This is a genomic window from Pseudomonas sp. PS01303 (genome assembly GCF_029959385.1).
GTDB classification, from domain to species: Bacteria; Pseudomonadota; Gammaproteobacteria; order Pseudomonadales; family Pseudomonadaceae; genus Aquipseudomonas; species Aquipseudomonas rustica.
Genome location: NZ_JASCPK010000011.1, coordinates 14,444 through 40,639, shown reverse-complemented (window position 1 = coordinate 40,639; position 26,196 = coordinate 14,444). Strand labels below are relative to the sequence as shown.

The window sequence follows — 26,196 nt, the reverse complement described above, 5'->3', positions numbered from 1 at the left end:
CTTGCTACGTAAAATTTAAAAGTACGTCCAGACTGAATCGGCGCCCATGCCATCAGGTCCATGGAAGTCAACTGAACGTGACACCCGGAGAGTCTTCAATGAGCAGTGTTGTTGCCATCGTCAAAAGCATTGTTGGTCAGGTATTCGTGGTGTCACCAGAGGGCGTGCGTCGCGTACTCGTTGAAGGCGATCGCCTGTTTGTCGGCGACCAGATCGACACCGGCCTCTCCGGCGCCGTGTCGCTTGAATTGGCAGATGGCCGCACCCTCGACCTCGGTCGCGAAACGCAGTGGAGCGCCAACGCGCCCGACTCCAGCACTGACCTGGCTGAAGCCACCGCGCAGGCAGCGCCTTCTGTAGAAGAATTGCAGCAAGCCATCGCCGCCGGTGTCGACCCGACGACCGCCCTCGACGCCACCGCTGCCGGCCCAAGCGCCGCAGGCACTGGCGGTGCTGCCGGTGGTGGCCACAGTTTCGTGATGCTCGACGCCACCGCTGGCCGCGTTGACCCGACGATTGGCTTCCCGACCGCAGGCATCAACGCTGCAGGTCAGACCACGCAAGACATCACCGGCGGGCAGACCACCGACACCACCACGAATGCCCTGCGCGATTCGACCCTGAGCGTCAGCGCCACACCGACCATCACCGAAGCCGGCGGCGTGCTGGTGTACACCGCGACCCTGACCCAGGCGCCGCTGACCGACCTGACCATCACCCTGTCCAACGGCGCGGTGATTGTGGTTCCGGCCGGTTCCACCACGGGCACCGTCAACGTCCCGCTGGCGCCGAACGACACTGTTTATAACGACTCGACCCAGATCGACGTGACCGTCACCGGCACCACCGGCGGCAACGGCATCAACGTGACCCCGCCAACCGTCCCGGCCACGACGCAGGTCACCGACACCATCGACACCACCACCGTCACCCTGACAGCGGGCACGAACGTCACCGAAGGCGGCCAGATCACCTACACCGCGACCCTGACCAACCCGGCGCAGACGCCGGTGACCGTCACCCTGTCGAATGGCTCGACCATCACCATTGGCGCGGGCCAGACCACCGGCACCGTCAACGTGCCAACGCCGCCGAACGACGTCTATAACAATGGCAGCGCCGTCACCACCACCATCACTGGTGCCACCGGTGGCAACTTCGAAAATCTGGTGCCAAACCCGACGCCAGCGACCACCACCATTACCGATTCGGTGGACACCACCACGGTCACTCTGACCGCTGGCTCGACCGTCACTGAAGGCGGCCAGATCACCTATACCGCGACCCTGACCAACCCGGCGCAAACCCCGGTCACCGTCAATCTGTCGAACGGCTCGACAATCACCATCGAAGCCGGCCAGACCTCGGGCGTCGTCAACGTGCCGACCCCAGCCAATGACGTCTATAACAACGGCAGCACTGTCAGCACCACGATTACCGGCACCACCGGTGGCAACTTCGAAAATCTGGTGCCGAACCCGACGCCGGCAGTGACCACCATTACCGATGCGGTCGACACCACCACCGTCACCCTGACGGCGGGGACTAATGTCACTGAAGGCGGTCAGATCACTTACACCGCGACCCTGACCAACCCGGCGCAGACGCCGGTAACCGTCACTCTGTCGAACGGCTCGACCATTACCATCGAAGCCGGCCAGACCACTGGCGTCGTCAACGTGCCGACCCCGGCCAATGACGTCTACAACAATGGCAGCACCGTCAGCACCACGATTACCGGCGCAACCGGCGGCAACTTCGAAAATCTGGTGCCGAACCCGACGCCAGCAGTGACCACCATCACCGATTCGGTGGACACCACCACGGTCACTCTGACCGCTGGCTCGACCGTCACTGAAGGCGGCCAGATCACCTACACCGCGACCCTGACCAACCCGGCGCAGACGCCGGTGACCGTCACTCTGTCGAACGGCTCGACAATCACCATCGAAGCCGGCCAGACCTCGGGCGTCGTCAACGTGCCGACAGCGGCCAATGACGTCTACAACAACGGCAGCACTGTCAGCACCACGATTACCGGCACCACCGGTGGCAACTTCGAAAATCTGGTGCCGAACCCGACGCCGGCAGTGACCACCATCACCGATTCGATCGACACCACCACGGTCACCCTGACCGCTGGCTCGACCGTCACCGAAGGCGGTCAGATCACTTACACCGCGACCCTGGCCAACCCGGCGCAGACGCCGGTGACCGTCACTCTGTCGAACGGCTCGACCATTACCATCGAAGCGGGCCAGACCACGGGCGTCGTCAACGTGCCGACCCCGGCCAACGACGTCTACAACAATGGCAGCACTGTCAGCACCACAATTACCGGCGCAACCGGTGGCAACTTCGAAAATCTGGTGCCGAACCCGACGCCAGCAGTAACCACCATCACTGATTCGGTCGACACCACCAACGTCAGCCTCACCGCCACCGGCACCGTCGTTGAAGGTGGCCAGATAACCTACACCGCGACCCTGACCAACGCCGCGCAAACCCCGGTGACGATCACCCTGTCGAACGGTTCGACCATCACCATTGAAGCCGGCAAAACCACCGGCAGCGTCAACGTGCCGACAGCGGCCAACGACGTCTACAACAATGGCAGCACGGTCAGCACCACGATTACCGGCGCAACCGGCGGCAACTTCGAAAACCTGGTGCCGAACACCACGCCAGCGACCACCACGATTACCGATTCGATCGACACCACCAATCTGTCGCTGTCCGCGACCGGCACCGTTGCTGAAGGCGGTTCGATCGTTTACACCGCAACGCTGACCAATCCAGCCGGCACGCCAGTCACCGTGACCCTGAGCAACGGCTCGGTGATCACCATCGACGCCGGCAAAACCACCGGCACCGTGACCGTCGCAGCACCGGCCGATGACGTCTATAAGGACGCCGGCCAAGTCGAAGTCAGCATCAATAACGTCACTGGCGGCAATTTCGAGAACCTGGTGCCGAGCACCGTTCCGGCTGTCACCGAAGTGACCGACACCGTCGACACCTCGACCGTGAAATTGACGGCTGACACCTCGGTGGCTGAAGGCGGCACCGTCACTTACACCGCAACCGTTGGCGCGCCAGTCACTGGCGCCCCGGTTGTCGTGACCTTGGCCAACGGCCAAAACATCACCATTGCGGTCGGCCAAACCACTGGCACCGTGACCACCACCGCGCCGAACGACGCGCTGGCCGGTAACGCGCCGCTGAGCAACTCGATCACCAATGTGAGCGGGGGCAATTACGAAAATCTGGTCGCCGACAAAACTCCGGTTTCCACTAACGTCACCGATGTTGCCGACACCACCAACCTGTCGCTCAGCGCCACCGGTTCTGTGGCTGAAGGCGGTTCGATCGTTTACACCGCAACCCTGACCAACCCGGCCGGCACACCGGTGACCGTGACCCTGTCGAACGGCTCGGTGATCACCATCGAAGCGGGCAAAACCACTGGCACCGTGACCGTCGCTGCGCCTGCCGATGACGTCTATAAAGACGCCGCCAAAGTCGAAGTCACCATCGACAACGCCACCGGCGGCAACTTCGAGAACCTGGTGCCAAGCACCGTTCCGGCTGTCACCGAAGTGACCGACACCCTCGACACGTCGACCGTCAAACTGACCGCTGACACCACCGTGGCTGAAGGCGGGACCGTCACCTACACCGCGACCGTTGGCGCGCCGGTCACCGGTTCGCCTGTCGTCGTGACCTTGGCCAATGGCCAAACCATCACCATCGCGGTCGGCCAGACCACCGGCACCGTAACCGCCACTGCACCGAACGATGCGTTGACCGGCCATGCGCCGCTGACCACGTCGATCACTGAGGTGTCCGGCGGTAACTACGAAAATCTGGTGGCTGACAAAACTCCTGTCAGCACCACCGTCACCGACACTACCGACACCACCAACCTGACGCTCAGCGCCACCGGCACTGTGGCTGAAGGCGGTTCGATCGTTTACACCGCAACCCTGACCAACCCGGCCGGCACACCGGTGACCGTGACCCTGTCGAACGGCGACGTGATCACCATCGAGGCCGGTAAAACCACCGGCACCGTGACCGTTGCCGCACCTGCCGATGACGTCTACAAAGACGCCGGCAAAGTCGAAGTGAGCATCAAGGACGCCACCGGCGGCGACTTCGAGAACCTCGTTCCGAGCACCACGCCAGCCGTCACCGACGTGACCGACACCCTCGACACCTCGACGGTGAAACTGACCGCGACCGAGACCGCTGCTGAAGGCGGCACCGTCACTTACACCGCGACCGTGGGCGCGCCAGTCACCGGTTCGCCGGTGATCGTGACCCTGGCCAACGGTCAGACCATCACCATCGCCGTCGGCCAGACCACCGGCACCGCGACCGCCATCGCACCGAACGATGCGTTGACCGGTCACGCGCCTCTGACCAACTCGATCACCGAAGTCAGCGGCGGCAACTACGAAAATCTGGTGGCTGACAAAACTCCGGTCAGCACCACCGTGACCGACACCACTGACACCACCAACCTGACGCTCAGCGCCACCGGTACCGTGGCTGAAGGCGGTTCGATCGTTTACACCGCGACCCTGACCAACGCAGCAGGTTCGCCAGTCACCGTGACCCTGAGCAACGGTTCGGTAATCACCATCGAAGCTGGCAAAACCACCGGCACCGTAACCGTCGCTGCGCCTGCCGATGACGTCTATAAAGACGCCGGCAAAGTCGAAGTGACCATCAAGGACGCCACTGGCGGCGACTTCGAGAACCTGGTGCCAAGCACCGTTGCAGCCGTGACCGACGTCACTGACACCATCGACACCTCGACGGTGAAACTGACCGCCACCGAAACCGCTGCTGAAGGCGGCACCGTCACTTACACCGCCACTGTTGGCGCGCCAGTGACCGGCTCGCCTGTCGTCGTGACCCTGGCGAACGGTCAGAGCATCACTATCGCTGTCGGCCAAACCACCGGCACCGTGTCGACCACCGCACCGAACGACGTGCTGGCCGGCCACGCGCCGCTGACCAACTCGATCACCAATGTCAGCGGCGGCAACTACGAAAATCTGGTCGCCGACAAAACCCCGGTCAGCACCGCAGTGACCGACACCGTCGACACCACCACCGTTTCGCTGACCGCCACCGGCAACGTCAACGAAGGCGGGCAGATCGTCTACACCGCGACGCTGACCAACCCGGCCGGCACCCCGGTGACCGTAACCCTGAGCAACGGCTCGACCATCACCATCGACGCCGGCAAGACCACCGGCACCGTGACCGTTCCTGCGCCTGCCGATGACGTCTACAAAGACGCCGGCAAAGTCGAAGTGACCATCAAGGAAACCACCGGCGGCAATTTCGAAAACCTGGTGGCCAATCCGACGCCAGCAGTGACCAACGTCGCCGACACGATCAACACCACACACCTGACCCTCAGCGCTGAAAGCTATGTGCTCGAAGGCACCTCGATCACTTACACCGCGACCCTGACCAACGCTGCGCAAACGCCGGTGACCGTCAACCTGAGCAACGGCCAGACCATCACCATCGAGGCTGGCAAAACCAGCGGTTCGGTGACTATCGCGGCGCCGAGCGATGACGTTTACAAAGACGTCAGCAAGCTCACCGTGACCATGACCGATGCCACCGGCGGCAACTTCGAAAAACTTGACCTCAGCAAGACCCCGGTCAGCACCACCGTCAATGACACCGTCGACAAAACCACGCTGACCCTCAGCGCCAGCGACACCGTCAGCGAAGGTGGCCAGATCACCTACACCGCGACCCTGAGCAATCCGGCCGGCACCGCCATGACCGTGACCCTGGCCAACGGCGCGGTGATCAACATTGCTGCCGGTGCGACCAGCGGTTCGGTGAACTTCGCCGCGCCTGCCAATACCCCGTACATCGACGGCGGCAAAGTACAGACCGCGATTGCCAGCCACAGCGGCGGCAACTTCGAGCAGGTCGATGCCAACCGTTCGGCGGTGGTTACCACCGTCACCGACACCACCGACACCACCAATATCAGCCTGAGCGCCACCGGTTCGGTCGCCGAGGGCGGTTCGATCGTCTACACCGCAAGCCTGACCAACGCGGCCGGCACGGCCATGACCGTGACCCTGAGCAACGGCGCGGTGATCAACATCGCCAAAGGCGCGACCTCTGGCACTGCCACCGTCGCCGCACCGGGCGATGACGTCTACAAGGACGCCGGCAAAGTCGACGCGAGCATCACCAAGACCACCGGCGGTAACTTCGAGAACCTGGTAGTCGACAAGACTCCGGCCGTCACCGACGTGACCGACACCATCGACAACAGCACCGTTTCGCTGACCGCCACCGCCGCCACCGTTGAAGGCGGCGTGGTGGTTTACACCGCGTCCGTGACCGCTCCGGTCACCGGCGCGCCGGTTGTCGTGACCCTGTCCAACGGCCAGACCATCACCATTCCGGTCGGCGCCAGCAGCGGCAGCGTCAACTTCACCGCACCGAACGATGCACTGGCCGGCGGCAACACGCTGAGCGTGAAAATCGACGGCACCAGCGGCGGCAACTACGAAAATCTCGTCGCAGACAAAACCCCGGCCGTAACGTCGGTGACCGACACCGTCGACACCACCAACCTGTCGCTGAGCGCGACCGGCACCGTGGCTGAGGGTGGTTCGATTGTTTACACCGCGACGCTGACCAACCCGGCTGGCACGCCAGTCACCGTGAACTTGTCGAACGGTTCGACCATCACCATCGAAGCGGGCAAAACCACCGGTTCCGTGACCGTTGCCGCGCCAGCCGATGACGTCTACAAAGACGCCGGCAAAGTCGAAGTGACTATCAAGGACGCCACCGGCGGCAACTTTGAAAACCTGGTGCCGAGCACCACGCCAGCGGTGACCGACGTCACTGACACCATCGACACCTCGACCGTGAAACTGACGGCCGACACCACCGTGGCTGAAGGCGGCACCGTCACTTACACCGCCACTGTCGGCGCGCCGGTCACCGGTTCGCCAGTCGTGGTGAACCTGGCCAACGGCCAAAGCATCACCATCGAAGTCGGCAAAACCACTGGCACCGTCACCACCATCGCACCGAACGATGCGCTGACCGGTCAGGCCCCGCTGACGAATTCGATCACCGGCGTGACCGGCGGCAACTACGAAAATCTGGTCGCCGACAAAACCCCGATCACCACCACTGTGACCGACACCACCGACACCACCAACCTGTCGCTCAGCGCCACCGGTTCCGTGGCCGAGGGTGGTTCGATCATCTACACCGCGACCCTGACCAATGCTGCAGGCTCGCCAGTCACCGTGACCCTGTCGAACGGTTCGTTAATCACCATCGAGGCCGGTAAAACCACCGGCACCGTGACCGTTGCAGCGCCAGCCGATGATGTCTACAAAGACGCCGGCAAAGTCGAAGTGACCATCAAGGACGCCACCGGCGGTAACTTCGAGAACCTCGTTCCGAGCACCACGCCAGCCGTGACCGAAGTCAACGACACCATCGACACCTCGACGGTCAAACTGACCGCCACCGAGTCTGCTGCTGAAGGCGGTACCGTCACCTACACCGCGACCGTCGGCGCACCAGTGACCGGTTCGCCGGTTGTCGTGACCCTGGCTAACGGCCAGAACATCACTATCGAAGTCGGCAAAACCACCGGCACCGTCACCACCACCGCACCGAACGACGCGCTGAACGGCCACACGCCGCTGACCAACGCGATCACCGACGTGAGTGGCGGTAACTACGAAAATCTGGTCGCCGACAAAACCCCGGTTTCGACCACCGTCACCGACACCGTCGACACCACCGATCTGACGCTGAGCGCGACCGGCACCGTCGCCGAGGGCGGTTCGATTGTTTACACCGCGACGCTGACCAACCCGGCCGGCACGCCGGTAACCGTGAACCTCTCGAACGGTTCGACCATCACCATCGAAGCGGGCAAAACCACCGGCACCGTGACCGTTGCAGCGCCAGCCGATGACGTCTACAAAGACGCCGGCAAAGTCGAAGTGACTATCAAGGACGCGACTGGCGGTAACTTCGAGAACCTCGTTCCGAGCACCACGCCAGCCATCACTGACGTCACTGACACCATCGACACCTCGACCGTCAAACTGACTGCCACCGAAACTGCTGCTGAAGGCGGCACCGTCACTTACACCGCAACTGTCGGCGCGCCAGTCACCGGCTCGCCGGTTGTAGTCACCTTGGCCAATGGTCAGAACATCACCATCGAAGTGGGTAAAACCACCGGCACCGTGAGCACTACCGCGCCGAACGATGCGTTGACCGGTCATGCTCCGCTGACCAACTCGATCACCAACGTGTCCGGCGGTAACTACGAGAACCTCGTTGCCGACAAAACCCCGGTCAGCACCACCGTGACCGACACCACCGACACCACCAACCTGTCGCTCAGCGCCACCGGTTCTGTGGATGAAGGCGGCCAGATCACCTACACCGCAACCCTGACCAACGCTGCTGGCAGCCCGGTAACCGTGACCCTGAGCAACGGCTCGGTGATCACCATCGACGCTGGCAAAACCACGGGCACCGTGTCCGTCGACGCGCCGAAAGATGACGTCTACAAAGACGCCGGCACTGTTGAAGCGACCATCAAAGGCGCAACCGGTGGCGATTTCGAAAACCTCGTCACCAGCACCGCCCCGGCCGTCACCACCGTCAACGACACCATCGACACCTCCACCGTGTCGCTGACCGCCACCGCCAACGTCGCCGAAGGCGAAACCGTGGTCTACACCGCGACCGTAACCGCGCCAGTCACTGGCTCGCCGGTTGTCGTCAACCTGTCCAACGGCCAGACCATCACCATCGCCGTCGGTGAAACCACCGGCACGGTGAACTACGTTGCGCCGAACAGCCCATTGGCCGGCGGCAGCTCGCTGAGCGTGACCATTGATGGCGCCACTGGCGGCAACTACGAAAAACTCGCGGTCGACGGCAAGTCCGCCGACACCGCCGTGTCGGACACCAACGACACCACCAACCTCAACCTGACCGCTACCGACTCGGTGGCTGAAGGTGGTTCGATCGTTTACACCGCGACCCTGACCAACGCCGCCGGTACTCCGGTGACCGTGACCCTGTCGAACGGCGCAGTGATCACCATCGAAGCGGGCAAAACCAGCGGCACCGTGACCGTTGCTGCTCCTGCGGATGACGTTTACAAGGACGCTGGCAAAGTCGAAGCAACCATTTCGACGGCGACTGGCGGCAACTTCGAGAACCTGGTGCCGAGCACCGTTCCGGCCGTGACCAACGTCACCGACACCATCGACACCACCACCGTCAAACTGACCGCGACCGAGTCGGCGGCTGAGGGTGGCAACGTTACTTACACCGCGACTGTGGGTGCGCCAGTGACCGGTTCGCCGGTTGTGGTGACCTTGGCCAATGGTCAGAACATCACGATTGAAGTGGGCAAAACCACTGGTACCGTGACCACCACTGCGCCGAACGATGCGTTGACCGGTCATGCTGCGCTGACCAATGCAATTACCGACGTTTCCGGCGGCAACTACGAAAATCTGGTGGCCGATAAGACGCCGGTTTCGACCAATGTGACCGACACCGTCGACACCACTAACCTGTCGTTGTCCGCGACCGGTTCTGTGGCTGAAGGTGGCTCGATTGTTTACACCGCGACACTGACTAACGCGGCTGGCTCGCCAGTCACAGTGACTCTGTCGAACGGTGCCGTGATCACTATCGAGGCTGGCAAAACTTCGGGCAACGTCACCGTCGCTGCACCTGCCGATGACGTCTATAAAGATGCCGGCAAAGTCGAAGCAACCATTTCGAGCGCCACTGGCGGCAACTTCGAGAATCTGGTGCCGAGCACTGTTCCAGCCGTTACCGAAGTGACTGACACCATCGACACCTCGACCGTGAAACTCACCGCGACCGAGTCCGCTGCTGAAGGTGGTGCGGTTGTTTACACCGCTACTGTTGGCGCGCCAGTAACCGGTTCGCCGGTTGTGGTGACCTTGGCCAACGGCCAGAACATTACGATTGAAGTGGGTAAAACCACCGGCACCGTGACCTTCATTGCGCCAAACGATGCGTTGACCGGCCACGCGCCGATCACCAACGCGATCACTGACGTGACTGGCGGCAACTACGAAAATCTGGTAGCCGACAAAACGCCGGTCAGCACAAACGTCACTGATACCGTCGACACCACCAACCTGTCGCTGTCCGCGACCGGTTCCGTGGCTGAAGGTGGCTCGATTGTTTACACCGCGACACTGACCAACGCTGCTGGCTCGCCAGTCACCGTGACCCTGTCGAACGGTGCCGTGATCACCATCGAAGCGGGCAAAACTTCGGGCACCGTGTCTGTTCCAGCGCCAGCCGATGACGTCTACAAAGACGCCGGTAAAGTGGAAGCGACGATTTCCACCGCAACCGGTGGCAACTTCGAAAATCTGGTACCGAGCACTGCTCCAGCCATTACCGAAGTAACCGACACGATCGACACCTCGACCGTGAAACTCAGCGCCTCCGAAACAGCAGCCGAGGGTGGCACCGTCACCTACACCGCGACTGTCGGCGCGCCAGTGACCGGTTCGCCGGTCGTCGTCACCCTGGCCAACGGTCAGAACATTACGATTGAAGTGGGTAAAACCACTGGCACCGTGACCTTCACTGCGCCGAACGATGCGTTGACCGGTCATGCGCCGATCACCAACGCGATCACTGACGTGACTGGCGGCAACTACGAAAATCTCGTTGCTGATAAAACTCCGGTTTCGACCAACGTTACCGACACCGTCGACACTACTAACCTGTCGCTGAGCGCGACCGGTTCTGTGGCTGAAGGCGGTTCGATTGTTTACACCGCGACATTGACCAACGCTGCTGGCTCGCCAGTCACCGTGACTCTGTCGAACGGCGCCGTGATCACCATTGAAGCGGGCAAAACTTCGGGCAATGTGACCGTTGCTGCACCTGCCGATGACGTCTACAAAGACGCAGGAAAAGTCGAAGCGACCATTTCTGCCGCAACCGGTGGCGACTTCGAAAAACTGGTACCGAGCACTGTTCCAGCCGTTACCGAAGTGACTGACACCATCGACACCTCGACCGTGAAACTCACCGCGACCGAGTCCGCTGCTGAAGGTGGTGCGGTTATTTACACCGCTACTGTTGGCGCGCCAGTAACCGGTTCGCCAGTTGTAGTGACCTTGGCCAACGGCCAGAACATCACGATTGAAGTGGGCAAAACTACCGGCACCGTGACCTTCATTGCGCCAAACGATGCGTTGATCGGCCACGCGCCGATCACCAACGCGATCACTGGCGTTACCGGCGGCAACTACGAAAATCTGGTAGCCGACAAAACGCCGGTCAGCACAAACGTCACTGATACCGTCGACACCACCAACCTGTCGCTGTCCGCGACCGGTTCCGTGGCTGAAGGTGGCTCGATTGTTTACACCGCGACACTGACCAACGCTGCTGGCTCGCCAGTCACCGTGACCCTGTCGAACGGTGCCGTGATCACCATCGAAGCGGGCAAAACTTCGGGCACCGTGTCTGTTCCAGCGCCAGCCGATGACGTCTACAAAGACGCCGGTAAAGTGGAAGCGACGATTTCCACCGCAACCGGTGGCAACTTCGAAAATCTGGTACCGAGCACTGCTCCAGCCATTACCGAAGTAACCGACACGATCGACACCTCGACCGTGAAACTCAGCGCCTCCGAAACAGCAGCCGAGGGTGGCACCGTCACCTACACCGCGACTGTCGGCGCGCCAGTGACCGGTTCGCCGGTCGTCGTCACCCTGGCCAACGGTCAGAACATTACGATTGAAGTGGGTAAAACCACTGGCACCGTGACCTTCACTGCGCCGAACGATGCGTTGACCGGTCATGCGCCGATCACCAACGCGATCACTGACGTGACTGGCGGCAACTACGAAAATCTCGTTGCTGATAAAACTCCGGTTTCGACCAACGTTACCGACACCGTCGACACTACTAACCTGTCGCTGAGCGCGACCGGTTCTGTGGCTGAAGGCGGTTCGATTGTTTACACCGCGACATTGACCAACGCTGCTGGCTCGCCAGTCACCGTGACTCTGTCGAACGGCGCCGTGATCACCATTGAAGCGGGCAAAACTTCGGGCAATGTGACCGTTGCTGCACCTGCCGATGACGTCTACAAAGACGCAGGAAAAGTCGAAGCGACCATTTCTGCCGCAACCGGTGGCGACTTCGAAAAACTGGTACCGAGCACTGTTCCAGCCGTTACCGAAGTGACTGACACCATCGACACCTCGACCGTGAAACTCACCGCGACCGAGTCCGCTGCTGAAGGTGGTGCGGTTATTTACACCGCTACTGTTGGCGCGCCAGTAACCGGTTCGCCGGTTGTGGTGACCTTGGCCAACGGTCAGAACATCACGATTGAAGTGGGCAAAACCACTGGCACCGTGACCTTCACCGCGCCAAACGATGCGTTGACCGGTCATGCGCCGATTACCAATGCGATTACTGGTGTCACTGGCGGCAACTACGAAAACCTCGTCGCCGACAAAACCCCGGTTTCAACCAACGTCACCGACACCGTCGACACCACTAACCTGTCGTTGTCCGCGACCGGCTCCGTGGCTGAAGGTGGCTCGATTGTTTACACCGCGACGCTGACTAACGCTGCTGGCTCGCCAGTGACCGTGACACTGTCGAACGGCGCTGTGATTACCATCGAAGCCGGCAAAACTTCGGGCAACGTCACCGTCGCGGCTCCTGCTGACGACGTTTACAAAGACGCAGGAAAAGTCGAAGCGACCATTTCTGCCGCAACCGGTGGCGACTTCGAAAAACTGGTACCGAGCACTGTTCCAGCTGTTACCGAAGTGACTGACACGATCGACACCTCGACCGTGAAATTGACGGCGACCGAGACCGCTGCTGAAGGTGGTGCGGTTGTTTACACCGCCACTGTTGGCGCGCCTGTGACTGGCTCGCCGGTTGTGGTGACCTTGGCCAATGGTCAGAACATCACGATTGAAGTGGGTAAAACCACTGGCACCGTGACCTTCACTGCGCCGAATGATGCGCTGACTGGTCATGCTCCAATCACCAACGCAATTACCGGTGTGACTGGCGGCAACTACGAAAACCTCGTAGCCGACAAAACTCCGGTTTCGACCAACGTTACCGACACCGTCGACACCACCAATCTGTCGCTGTCCGCGACCGGTTCCGTGGCTGAAGGTGGCTCGATCGTTTACACCGCGACCCTGACTAACGCTGCTGGCTCGCCAGTCACCGTGACTCTGTCGAACGGCGCTGTGATTACCATCGAAGCCGGCAAAACTTCGGGCAACGTCACCGTCGCGGCTCCTGCTGACGACGTTTACAAAGACGCCGACAACGTCCAGGCCACCATCAAAACCGCCACCGGTGGCAATTTCGAAAACCTGGTAACCAGCACCGCGCCAGCCGTGACCAGCGTCACCGACACCATCGACACTTCGACCGTCAAACTGACGGCCGATACTTCGGTCGCTGAAGGCGGCAACGTCACCTACACCGCCACCGTCGGCGCTCCGGTTACTGGTTCGCCGGTCACCGTAAGCCTGTCCAACGGCCAGAGCATCACCATCGAAGTCGGCAAAACCACCGGAACTGTGATCTTCACCGCACCGAACGATGCGCTGACTGGCCATGCTCCGCTGACCAACGCGATCACTGGCGTAACCGGCGGCAACTACGAAAATCTCGTGGCCGACAAAACTCCGGTTTCGACCAATGTGACTGACACTGTCGACACCACCAATTTGTCGCTGTCCGCGACCGGCTCTGTCGCCGAGGGTGGCTCGATTGTTTACACCGCGACATTGACCAACGCCGCTGGCTCGCCAGTGACCGTGACCCTGTCGAACGGCGCAGTCATCAACATCGAAGCGGGCAAAACCACCGGCACCGTCACCGTCGCGGCTCCAGCTGACGACGTCTACAAAGACGCCGGCAACGTGCAGGCAACCATCAAAACCGCCACCGGTGGCAGTTTCGAAAACCTGGTGACCAGCACTGCGCCAGCCGTAACCAGCGTGACCGACACCATCGACACTTCGACCGTCAAACTGACGGCCGATACTTCGGTCACTGAAGGCGGCAACGTCACCTACACCGCGACCGTCGGCGCTCCGGTTACTGGTTCGCCGGTCACCGTAAGCCTGTCCAACGGCCAGAGCATCACCATCGAAGTCGGCAAAACCACCGGCACTGTGACCTTCACCGCACCGAACGATGCGCTGACTGGCCATGCTCCGCTGACCAACGCGATCACTGGCGTAACCGGCGGCAACTACGAAGATCTCGTGGCCGACAAAACTCCGGTTACGACCAATGTGACTGACACTGTCGACACCACCAATTTGTCGCTGTCGGCGACCGGCTCTGTCGCCGAGGGTGGCTCGATTGTTTACACCGCGACATTGACCAACGCCGCTGGCTCGCCAGTGACCGTGACCCTGTCGAACGGCGCAGTCATCAACATCGAAGCGGGCAAAACCACCGGCACCGTCACCGTCGCTGCTCCAGCTGACGACGTCTACAAAGACGCCGGCAACGTGCAGGCCACCATCAAAACCGCCACCGGTGGCAGTTTCGAAAACCTGGTGACCAGCACCGCGCCAGCCGTGACCAGCGTCACCGACACCATCGACACCACGACCGTGAAACTGACGGCCACCGCTAGCACAGCCGAAGGTGGCAACGTCGTCTACACCGCCACTGTTGGTGCTCCGGTAACCAATTCGCCTGTGGTCGTAACGCTGGCTAACGGTCAGACCATCACCATCGGCGTGGGCCAGACCACGGGCACTGCCACCACCACGGCGCCAAACGACGTACTGACTGGCCATGCACCGCTGACCAACTCGATCACCAACGTCAGCGGCGGCAACTTCGAGAACCTCGTCGCCGACAAGACGCCAGTCAGCACCACCGTGACCGACACCGTCGACACGACAAACCTGACGCTGAGCGCCACCAACTCGGTCGCTGAAGGTGGTTCGATCGTTTACACCGCAACCCTGACCAACGCCGCTGGCTCGCCTGTCACCGTGACGTTGTCCAACGGTGCGGTAATCACCATCGACGCCGGCAAAACCACGGGCACTGCGACGGTTCCAGCGCCAGCCGATGACGTCTACAAAGACGCCGGCACCGTGCAAGCAACCATCAGCAGCGCCACCGGTGGCAACTTCGAGAACCTGGTACCAAGCACTGTTCCAGCGATCACCAGCGTGACCGATACCATCGACACCACCACCGTGAAACTCACTGCGACTACAACCGCAGCCGAGGGTGGCAACGTCGTTTACACGGCAACCGTCGGTGCTCCGGTAACCGGTTCGCCAGTCACCGTGACCCTGGCTAACGGTCAGACGATCACCATCGCTGTGGGTCAAACCACTGGCACCGCAACCACCACCGCACCAAACGACGTGTTGACCGGTCATGCTCCACTGACCAACGCGATCACTAACGTCAGCGGCGGCAACTACGAAAACCTCGTCGCCGACAAGACGCCGGTCAACACCACCGTGACTGACACCGTGGACACCACTAACCTGTCGCTGTCCGCGACCGGCACCGTGGCCGAAGGTGGCCAGATCACCTACACCGCAACATTGACTAACGCCGCTGGCTCGCCAGTCACCGTGACCCTGAGCAACGGCTCGGTGATCACCATCGACGCAGGCAAAACCACCGGCACCGTCACCGTGGCTGCTCCAGCTGACGACGTCTATAAAGACGCCGGCAACGTGCAGGCAACCATCAAAACCGCCACCGGTGGCAGTTTCGAAAATCTGGTGACCAGCACTGCGCCAGCCGTGACCAGCGTCACTGACACCATCGACACCACGACCGTGAAACTGACGGCCACTGCGACAGCGGCCGAAGGTGGCAACGTCGTTTACACGGCAACAGTCGGTGCTCCGGTAACCGGCTCGCCAGTCACCGTGACCCTGGCCAACGGTCAGACGATCACCATCGCTGTAGGTCAAACCACTGGCACCGCAACCACCGCCGCACCTAACGACGTGCTGACCGGCCATGCACCACTGACCAACTCGATCACCAACGTAACCGGCGGCAACTACGAAAACCTCGTGGCCGACAAAACTCCGGTCAGCACCACCGTGACCGACACCGTCGACACGACAAACCTGACGCTCAACGCTACGAACTCAGTCGCCGAAGGTGGCTCGATCGTTTACACCGCGACATTGACCAACGCCGCTGGCTCGCCAGTGACGGTGACCTTGTCGAACGGCGCAGTGATCAACATCGAAGCCGGTAAAACCACCGGCACCGTGACCGTCGCTGCTCCGGCGGACGACGTATACAAAGACGCCGGCACCGTGCAGGCAACTATCAACACTGCCACCGGTGGCAACTTCGAAAGCCTGGTACCAAGCACGACGCCAGCCGTGACCAGCGTGACCGATACCATCGACACCACCACCGTGAAGTTGACCGCAACGGCGACAGCGGCAGAGGGCGGCAACGTCGTCTACACCGCGACCGTCGGCGCTCCGGTGACCAATTCGCCAGTTGTAGTGACCCTGGCCAACGGTCAGACCATCACCATCGACATCGGCAAAACCACCGGCACCGTGACCTCCACTGCGCCAAACGACGCACTGACTGGCCACGCTCCACTGACCAACGCGATCACCAACGTAACCGGCGGCAACTACGAAAACCTCGTAGCCGACAAAACCCCGGTCAGCACCACAGTGACCGACACCATCGACACCACCAACCTGTCGCTGTCGGCGACCGGCACCGTGGCCGAGGGTGGCCAGATCACCTACACCGCAACTCTGACCAACGCCGCTGGCTCGCCAGTGACCGTGACCCTGAGCAACGGCTCGGTGATCACCATCGAAGCCGGCAAAACCACCGGCACCGTGACCGTTCCGGCGCCAGCCGACGACGTCTACAAAGACGCCGGCAACGTGCAGGCAACCATCAAAACCGCCACCGGTGGCAGCTTCGAAAATCTGGTGACCAGCACCGCGCCAGCCGTGACCAGCGTGACCGACACCATCGACACGACGACCGTGAAGCTAACCGCAACCGGCACCGCCGCTGAAGGTGGCACCGTCACCTACACCGCGACCGTCGGCGCGCAAGTCACCGGCTCGCCAGTGACCGTGACCCTGGCCAACGGTCAGACCATCACCATCGACATCGGCAAAACCACCGGCACCGTGACCACCACCGCACCGAACGATGCGCTGACTGGCCACACCCCACTGACCAACTCGATCACCAACGTAACCGGCGGCAACTACGAAAATCTGGTCGCCGACAAAACCCCAGTCAGCACCACCGTGACCGACACCATCGACACCACCAACCTGTCGCTGTCGGCAACCGGCACCGTGGCCGAAGGTGGCCAGATCACCTACACCGCAACTCTGACCAACGCCGCTGGCTCGCCAGTCACCGTGACCCTGAGCAACGGCTCGGTGATCACCATCGACGCAGGCAAAACCACCGGCACCGTGACCGTTCCTGCTCCGGCGGACGACGTCTACAAAGACGCCGGCAACGTGCAGGCAACGATCAGCAACGCCACCGGTGGCAGCTTCGAAAACCTGGTGACCAGCAACACGCCAGCCGTGACCAGCGTCACCGACACCATCGACACCACTACTGTCAGCATCACCGGCAGCAGCTCGGTGACCGAAGGCCAGACCGCCAGCTACACCGTCAGCCTGAACCACCCGGCGCAAACCGACGTGACCCTGAAAATCGTCTACAGCGGTACCGCCGCTGACGGTTCGGACTTCACCGGTGTGTACACCGTGAAGATCCCGGCAGGTGCGAGCAGCGCGCAGTTCAACGTCGCCACCATCGATGACAAGATCACCGAAGGCACCGAGAACTTCGTGGTCAAGATCGACTCGGCCACGGGCGGCAACTTCGAGAACCTCGCGATCAGCGCCACCAACGGCAGCGTCAGCACCTCGATCATCGACAACGATGCGCCGCCGGTCATCGACCTGGATGCCAACAACTCCAGCGGCGCCACCGGTGCCGACTACAAGGTGACCTTCACCGAAAACACCCCGGGCGCGGGTGTGTCGATTGCCGACACCGATATCAAGATCACCGACCCGGACAGCACCATGCTCACCGGCGCGACCGTGGTACTGACCAACCGTCAGGACGGCGATGCGCTGAATCTGGGCAACAGCGTCAACGGCATCACCATCAATGCCAACAGCACCAACGGCACAGTGACCTTGACCTTGTCGGGTAACGCGACGCTGGCTGACTACATGCAGGCCATCAAGAACATCAGCTTCACCAACAACGGTGAAGACCCGAGCACCGTGCCGCGCATCATTACCGTCACCGTGACCGATGGCGGCAACTACTCCAACGTGGCGACCACCACGGTCAACGTGGTGGCGGTCAACGATGCGCCGATCGCCGCACCGAGCAACGTCACCGGCACGGAAGACACGCCGCTGATCCTCGGCTGGTCGACCTTCGGTGTGACTGACGTCGACAGCCCGGCCAGCAGCCTCGGGGTGAAAATCACCCAGCTGCCGGGCGAAGGCAAACTGCAGTATCTGGACGGTTCGACGTGGAAAGACGTCGCCAACAACCAGACCTTCAGCAAGGCCGATATCGACGCGGGCAAGCTGCGCTTCATGCCGGATGCCAACGAGTCGGGCGCGAACGGCAATGCTGCGGGCATTGGCGATCAGAAGGCTGATTACGCACAACTGCAATTCCAGCCAACCGACGGCCAACTGCTGGGCAGCACCGGCACGATCAAGATCGACATCACGCCAGTGGCTGATGCACCGACCGTGAGCGTGGCCGACAACAGCGTGAAGTCCACCGGGCTGATCAAGGAAGTCTGGACGGGCCTGTCGGGCCTCGGCACCAACGGCAATGGCGCCGACGCGACGACGTTGAAAAACGTCATCGACGCCGCCGGCAAACCGAACTCCAGCACCAACGTGACCAACGTGCAGTCCGACGGCAGCGTGACCGCCGGTACCGCATCGAAAACCTCGGGCCTGATTTATCTGGAAGCCGGCAAGAGCTACACCTTCACCGGTATCGGTGATGACAGCCTGCTGGTGACCATTGGCGGAAAAACCGTGGCCTCGACCACGTGGGGCGTGGGCGGCAACCTCAACGGCTCGTTCACCCCGACCACGAGCGGCTACTACACCCTGGACATCTACCACCACAACCAGAGCGGCCCGGGCAGCTATGACGTCAACCTGTCGGTCAACGGCGGCACGGCGATCGACCTGAGCAGCGCTGGCGTGCCGATCTACACCGGCGTGCAGGATCTGGTGAACTCCGGCGTGACCGTTTCCGATCTGCATGGCAGCAACGGCGAAGGCTATTACGACGGCTACAAGCTCAACACCGGCGCCGAAGGCACCAGCGTCAAGTTGTCGGCCGTGACCACGGGCCTGACCGACACCGACGGCTCGGAAACCCTGAGCGTGAAGATCAGCGGCGCACCGGTCGGCTCGGTACTCACCGACGGCGCGGGCCACAGTTTCACCGTCACCGCGACCAGTGGCGACGCCAACGTCACTGGCTGGAGCCTCGGCACCCTGACCGTGACCCCGCCGACCTACTACAACGGCCAGTTCAACCTGACCGTGACGTCGACCTCGACCGAAGCGCTGGGCGGTTCGGCCAGCACCACCGCGACCATTCCGGTCACCGTGGTACCGGCGGTCTATAACGCCATCGTCGGCACTTCGGGCGATGACACCTTCAGCGGCACCGACGGCAACGACATCATGGTCGCTGACATCGGCGGTCTGACCGTGGTGCCGGGCACCAACTACAACATCGCGTTCATGGTCGACAGCTCGGGCAGCATGAGCACGTCGTCGATCAACGCGGCCAAGGACTCGCTGACGTCGGTGTTCAACACCCTCAAGCAGAGCCTCGGCGGCAACAACTCGGGCACGGTGAACATTTTCCTCGCGGACTTCGACACTCAGGTGAACAAGTCGGTGTCGGTGAACCTCAACGACCCGAACGCGCTGACGCAGCTCAAAGCCGTACTCGACTCGATGGCGTCCGGCGGCGGCACCAACTACGAGGACGTGTTCAAAACCACGGCCAACTGGTTCCAGAGCGCTGACGCCGTGGCCAACACCGGGGCGAAGAACCTCACGTACTTCATCACCGACGGCCAGCCGACCTACTACCAGAGCGGCGAGCAGACCAACCCGACGCTGTACAACAGCGTGAAGTTCGACAGCGTGGTGACGACCAGCAATTACAAGCTGGGGGACACCTTCAGCACCTACATCGACAACACGCATTACCTGAGCATCAACGCCAGCGGTTTCGCCCAGTTGCAGACTTACACCAACCGCTACGGCTGGAGCACTACAAACCTGGGCACCGTTCACGCTCAGGGCGACGGCACTTACGAGTTGTCGACGCTGGCCGGTAGCGGTAACAGCACCGACTCTTACACCACCAGCAACTCGACCAGCAGCTTCTCGTTGCTCAGCGGTCTATCGAGCGTTGAAGCCATCGGCCTCAACAGCGGTGTCAGCCTCAATGACCTGAAACCTTACGACTCGGACAAAACGCCACAAACCAACATCGATCCGAAGGATCTCGCCAACTCGATCATCGGCCACACCGAAGCGACCCTGCCGGGCAACGACACGGTCAACGGTGGCGACGGCAACGACATCCTGTTCGGCGATCTGGTGAGCTTCAACGGCATTGCCGGCGAGGGTTATCAGGCGATGCAGGCGTTCGTGGCCAAGGAAACCGGGGTCGACGTCAGCAAAGTCACTACCAGCAACGTGCACCAGTACATCACCGAGCACTATCAGGCGTTCGATGTGTCCGGCGCGCATGACGGCAACGACACGCTGTTGGGTGGCGCGGGCAATGACATCCTGTTCGGCTCGGGCGGTAACGACACGCTCGATGGCGGCAAAGGCAACGACATCCTGCTCGGTGGTACCGGCAACGACACGCTGATCGGCGGTTCGGGCAACGACATCCTTATTGGTGGTTCGGGTGCCGACACCTTCGTCTGGAAATCGGGCGACACCGGCAACGACGTGATCAAGGACTTCAAGGCCGCCGACGGTGACCGCATCGACCTGCGCGATTTGCTGCAGGGCGAGACCGGCAGCACCATCGACAACTTCCTGAAGATCACCACGGTCGATGGCACGTCGTCGCTGCAGGTCAGCTCGGCAGGCAAGTTCAACTCCGGCGATGCGGCTGCGGCAACGCCGGATGTGACGATCAAACTGGAAGGCAACAACTGGTCGAGTGCCAACATTCATAACCTGATTGCCGGTAGCGACCCGACCATCAAGGTCGACCACAACAACAGCTGATGCATGAACAAAACGGCCGCCCTGATGGGGCGGCCGTCACGTTTACGCCGATCGTCACGGTGACGATTGCGTCGCCGCACCGCATACTCGCGCGCAGTTGGCTATGCTGCTGACAGCATGACGCTGGTTCATTTCTGAGGGATGCTCAATGTTTTACGTGCAACGCGATGCGCAAGGTGTGTTGACGCGCGTGGAAGCGGCGGCTTACGCCGAAGCCACGGAAACGCTGCCGGCCGACAACCATGAAATCCAGGCGTGGTTCGCCAACGCTGCGGTGGAAAACAGCCTCAAACAGCTCAAGCAGAGCGACTTTGAAATGATTCGGGTACTCGACGACCTGATTCAAGTGCTGACCAGCAAAGGCGTGATCCGCGTCACCGACCTGCCGCCAGCGGCCCAGGCCAAACTGCTGGACCGTAACCAGGCACGTGAGGCGTTGGGCGGGTTAAGCCAACTGATTGATGAAGATGAGAGCGGGCTGATTTAAAGCGAAAGATCGCAGCCTTCGGCAGCTCCTACATGAAATGCATTCCCCTGTTTTGATCGTTCCCACGCTCCGCGTGGGAACGCATCAAGGGACGCTCTGCGTTCCAGCCACACCGCTCAAACATCGTTGTGACGCGGAGCGTCACGGGCTGCATTCCCACGCAGAGCGTGGGAACGATCAGGTCAGGCCCAAGGCTTCGGCTCACCCAACAACTGCCCCTGAACCCCAAACGCTGCAGGCTCAAGTATTGGTCGGGTTGATTTAAAGCAAAAGATCGCAGCCTTCGGCAGCTCCTACATGGAATGCATTTGATCGTTCCCACGCTCCGCGTGGGAATGCGTCAAGGGACGCTCTGCGTTCCAGCCACACCGCTCAAACTTCGTTGTGACGCAGAGCGTCACGGGCTGCATTCCCACGCAGAGCGTGGGAACGATCAGGTCAGGCCCAAGGCTTCGGCTCACCCAGCAACTGCCCCTGAACCCCAAACGCTGCAGGCTCAAGTGTTGGGCGGGTTGATTTAAAGCAAAAGATCGCAGCCTTCGGCAGCTCCTACATGGAATGCATTTGATCGTTCCCACGCTCCGCGTGGGAACGCATCAAGGGACGCTCTGCGTTCCAGCCACACCGCTCAAACTTCGTTGTGACGCAGAGCGTCACGGGCTGCATTCCCACGCAGAGCGTGGGAACGATCAGGTCAGGCCCAAGGCTTCGGCTCACCCAGCAACTGCCCCTGAACCCCATACAAGCCCATCTCGCGAATCACCGACAATTCCCCTTCGGTCTCGACCCGCTCGGCAATCAGCGGCAGATCAATACTGTGCGCCGCGCGCTGAATCGCCTCGATAAACAGACGCTTGTCGCTCTCCTGATCGATCGCCCGAATGTAGCTGCCATCGATCTTCAGATACGCCAACCCAAGCCGCGCCAGGTTGCCGATCATGCTGAAGCGCCCACCAAAGCGCTGCAGGCTAAGCGAGAAGCCCAACTCACGCAGACGACGGGTCAACTGCTCCAACACAGCCTGATCCGGCAACTGTTCCTCGCCAATTTCCAGGGTCAAACGCGGGCCAAGATTGGAATGTGTACGCAGAATCTCAAAGACTTTATTCAGCGCCTGCGGATCCGCCAGCGTCGCTGACGACAAGTTCAGCGCCAGCGAATCCTCATGCCCTTTCATCTGCTCCAGCACGCGCTCAAGCATCAGGCGATCCAGCCGCGCCGTCCAGCCGAAGCGCTCCAGCCATGGCAGGAAACGCCCGGCAGGAATGGTCTGGCCGTGCTCATCGAGCAATCGCGAGAGCACTTTGTAATGCAGCACCAATTGCGTGTCTTGCGCCGCCACCACCGGTTGGAAATACAGCTCGAAACGCTGCTGAGTCAGCGCCTGATCGAGCAAGCGGTGCCAGGCATGGTGATCGTCGCCAACGTCGGCGGTCAGGCTCTGATCGAGACACGCCCAGTTCTGCTCGCCCTGCCCTTCGGCTTGCGCCAACGCCTGATCGCCAAGGCTCAGCACCGATTGCGGCGAGTCACCGTGAGCGAACGGCGCCAGACCAATCGATGCCACGGCCTCAACATCGGTCGCGCCGGTGGCGTGCAAACTGCTCAGCGCAGTGTCGAGATTCTGCGCCAGTTGCAGCGCTTCCTCACGCACCAGGCCCGGCGCCAACACCGCGAATTCACCGCCACGAATACGCGTGACGAGGTTCTGGGTTTCCGGGTATTTGGCGCACTCGCGGGACAATTGCTCGCCCACCGCTTTCAACAATTCATCCGTGCGCTGACCGCCCAGACGCTGGTTGAGCCCGGCCAGATCCTTGACCCGCAACAGCAGCAGATAACCGGAGCTGGCCTGTTCGGCATTGCTCACCCGGTTGTTCAGCTGCATCTCGAAATAACGCCGGTTGGCCAGCCCGGTGAGGTTGTCCTGATACGACTCGGCACGCAGTTTTTCACTGCGCTCGGCCTGCTCCTGGAACAGCGCTTTGAGTTTCTCGACCATCTGATTCATCGCCAGCACCACGCGGCGCAATTCCGGTGTGCGCGGCAAATCCGGCAGGCTGAGGAATTCGCGGCGGGCAATGGCGTGGGATTGCTTGACCATGTAATCCAGCGGTTTCAATTGCCGGCGCAACAGCAGCGCGCCAAGCACCGCACTCACCGCGCCACAGACCAGCAGCCAGCCAAGGCTGCCCAACGCGCTCTGCCACAGCTTGGCCACAGCGAACATCGGGTGGCTGACCACCTCGACCCGCGCCGCCTGCTCCCAGCCACGGCTGACCAGCGCATCGCCACCGGCGGGTTCGAGGCCGATCAGTTTGACGAACCAGTCCGGCACGTTGGTGACCGCCGGGCTGCCGCTGCGCTCGACCATGGTTTTGTCGGTCTTCACATCAACCACACGAATGCTCGCGTAATAGCCGCTGTCGAAAATCGAACTGACCAGCAACTCGACCATCGCCGGGTCGTCGATGTTCGGCGTCAGCGACAAGGCCAGCGCCGTCGCGGCGTCCTGGGCGTGCGAGCGCAACTGGTTGACGTACTGGGTACGCGAGCTTTCCAGACTGACCATGAAGCTGCCGGTGAAGGCGACCACCAGGAACAGACAGATAGCGATCAACAGCTGTTTGAACAAAGACATCTGAGCGCGTGCTCCTAGTTAGTCGTCTCGACCGGAAAACCTTCGGCCTGCATTTTCTTCAACACATCCTGCCAGCGTGACAGGCGTTTGGTATCACCGACCTTCTTGTTGCCCTTGGCGCCCGGCAAATACAACCCTTCCGCATTGAAAGAGTAGACCGGCAGCAAATCGGTTCGCTGCGACGCCGGTTGAATCTGATCGATCAGGCTGTCGAGCACCAGCGGCATGGCATCGGGGGTGGAATAGTACGTCAGCACCATGTGCGCGCGATTCTGGCGCAGTGCCTTGACGTAAGTGATGCGCAGCTTGTCACTGGAAACGCCGAGATGGCGCAGGCTGAAATACTTGGCGATCGCATAGTCTTCGCAGTCGCCAGCGCCCTTCCACAGCGCCTCGATCGGCGTTTCCCAATAATCGACCTCGTGCCACAGGTCGATGTCTTCGACGTAGCGCACCTGTTTATTGAAAAACAGGTTCACCACTTTCAGCTTGTCCATTTCGCTGGCCTGTTGCTGCGTCGCCAACAGATTCTGCCAGGCATCGATGCGCTGCTGCCCGGCACCGAGCGGCCCGTACAGGGCGGTGGCTTTGCGGCTGATCGCGGAAAAATCCCAATCGGCATGCAGACCGCCCAGCATAAGACTGGCCAGCAGCAGTGCGCAGCCTAGCCAGCGCAGAGTCCGAGGGATCGCGAAACGTACCGCCACAGCAGGTTTCCGGGGGGCAGGAAGGAAAGCGTTTGATGGTGAAGCTTAGCCCGTTAAAAGACAATGGCACGATGAGATCATCGGCATCGCGCTAAACTGTTTACCAAGTATTCCTCTACACGGTTTGACAACTTGTAGGGCAATCACTAGTGTCATTTGGATCCAAATTCAGCCGACCTACAGGGTGCGTAGTCGTGACACAGAAGCCCAAGCCGCTACACAGCATTAAAGTCGATGGGCCGATTCCTGCACACCTGGCCCGCTCGATCATCGAAGAAACCCTGCGCGCAGCCATTCTTGATGGTCGCCTGCCGTGCGGCACCGCTCTGCGCCAGCAGGATTTGGCCGATTTGTTCGGGGTCAGCCGCATGCCGGTGCGCGAAGCGTTGCGCCAGCTCGAAGCGCAAGAACTGCTGAGCGTGACCACGCACAAAGGCGCGGTGGTCGCCGCGCTGATTCAGGGCGACGCCACGGAAACCTACGAATTGCGCATTCTGCTTGAGGGCGAGGCGCTGCGGCAGTCGATTCCGTTGCTGACAACGGCCGATCACGAGCTCGCCGCCGGCTACATCCGCGAACTCGAAACCCAACACGACTACACCGAAATCGGTCGGCTCAATCGCCTGTTCCACATGGCGCTGTACGCCAAGGCGCCGAACAAGCGCCTGCTGCGTCTGGTCGAGGACGGTCTCAATGAAGAAGAACGCTTTCTGCGTTTCAACCTTGAAGCCATGGGCCTGGGCAAGATTTCCCAGGACGACCACCGCGCCCTGCTGCAAGCCGCGATCGAGCGCGACGTTGAACGCTCGGTGATGCTGCTTGAGCAGCACCTCAACCGTGGTGTCGAGGTGATTACCCGCTACCTCGCCAGCCCCGCCGCGCAAAATCGCAAAGCACTGCGCTAAAGCCTTCACGCCGGACGCGGAC

General features: G+C 61.3%; 5 protein-coding genes. 3 read left to right on the top strand and 2 right to left on the bottom strand.

All coding sequences use genetic code 11. The features are described from left to right. Nucleotides 1–98: 98 nt before the first annotated feature. On the top strand, nucleotides 99–21,434 hold the full coding sequence (locus QMX93_RS06335; protein WP_282353752.1) for an immunoglobulin-like domain-containing protein: 21,336 nt from the start codon (nucleotides 99–101) through the stop codon (nucleotides 21,432–21,434). Nucleotides 21,435–21,582: 148 nt separating this feature from the next. Continuing rightward, nucleotides 21,583–21,921 carry a hypothetical protein gene (locus tag QMX93_RS06330; RefSeq protein WP_053116431.1) on the top strand — a complete coding sequence of 113 codons (339 nt, stop codon included), beginning with the start codon at nucleotides 21,583–21,585 and terminating at the stop codon, nucleotides 21,919–21,921. A gap of 694 nt (nucleotides 21,922–22,615) precedes the next feature. On the opposite strand, the gene lapD is transcribed toward QMX93_RS06330, so the two are convergent. Further along, a complete protein-coding gene (lapD, locus tag QMX93_RS06325; RefSeq protein WP_282353746.1) occupies nucleotides 22,616–24,562 on the bottom strand; it encodes a cyclic di-GMP receptor LapD in 1,947 nt (648 codons plus the stop codon). A gap of 14 nt (nucleotides 24,563–24,576) precedes the next feature. Continuing rightward, a complete protein-coding gene (gene lapG, locus QMX93_RS06320; RefSeq protein ID WP_053116429.1) occupies nucleotides 24,577–25,269 on the bottom strand; it encodes a cysteine protease LapG in 693 nt (230 codons plus the stop codon). A 194-nt stretch (nucleotides 25,270–25,463) separates the two neighbouring features. Here lapG and QMX93_RS06315 point away from each other — a divergent pair, with 194 nt between their 5' ends. Then, entirely contained in the window at nucleotides 25,464–26,174 is a 711-nt protein-coding gene (locus tag QMX93_RS06315; protein ID WP_282353738.1) for a GntR family transcriptional regulator, read from the top strand. The last annotated feature ends 22 nt before the right edge of the window (nucleotides 26,175–26,196 follow it).